The organism is Vibrio sp. 1078-1, assembly GCF_033340475.1.
Genome location: NZ_JAWOWM010000526.1, coordinates 1 through 622, shown reverse-complemented (window position 1 = coordinate 622; position 622 = coordinate 1). Strand labels below are relative to the sequence as shown.

Genomic DNA, 622 nt, shown 5'->3' with positions numbered 1-622 from the left:
CATGTGAATAAGGTCCGATAGCAGCAGGCGCGTGTTCAGATGAAATCAATTCTTTCATTTTTAAATCCTCACATAAATTTTATTTTTTATTAAGAAGCTTCTAATTTAACTTCCGTATTAGCGTTATTTTTTCAATTAAATATGAATCAAACAACTAGAACAGTTCACAAAATTCGTCAAAAAATCCAATTTATTTGAAATTTTTCGCCAAGATCTCAAATTTATCTGAATTTTCCACAAAAAAATAGGTGATATATGTTTTCTCAATTAAATTTGAGAAAAATTCATACTAACAAGAGAAACAATAAAATGAGCGTGACAGCACCTACACAAACCTTACCTATCGGTAAAGAGCCACCGCACGTAAAAGCAGGCATGGCCCTAGACGAGTGGACAGCCGCGCCCAAGTTTGATAGCACAGACTGGGGATGGGTGATCATGAGTATCGGCATGGCAATCGGTGCTGGTATTGTCTTTTTACCAGTAAAAGTAGGCGTATTGGGCCTTTGGGTATTCTTGGCCTCTGCCGTGATCGGCTACCCAGCGATGTACTTGTTCCAACGCCTTTTCATCAACACTCTCTCAAGTTCACCAAAGTGCCAAGATTACGCTGGCGTCATTT

1 pseudogene is annotated in these 622 nt (G+C 38.7%); it reads left to right on the top strand.

The annotated features are described in order from the left end of the window. Window positions 1-375 precede the first annotated feature (375 nt). Window positions 376-622: pseudogene (locus R7190_RS28585) on the top strand (hypothetical protein); the annotation flags it as partial.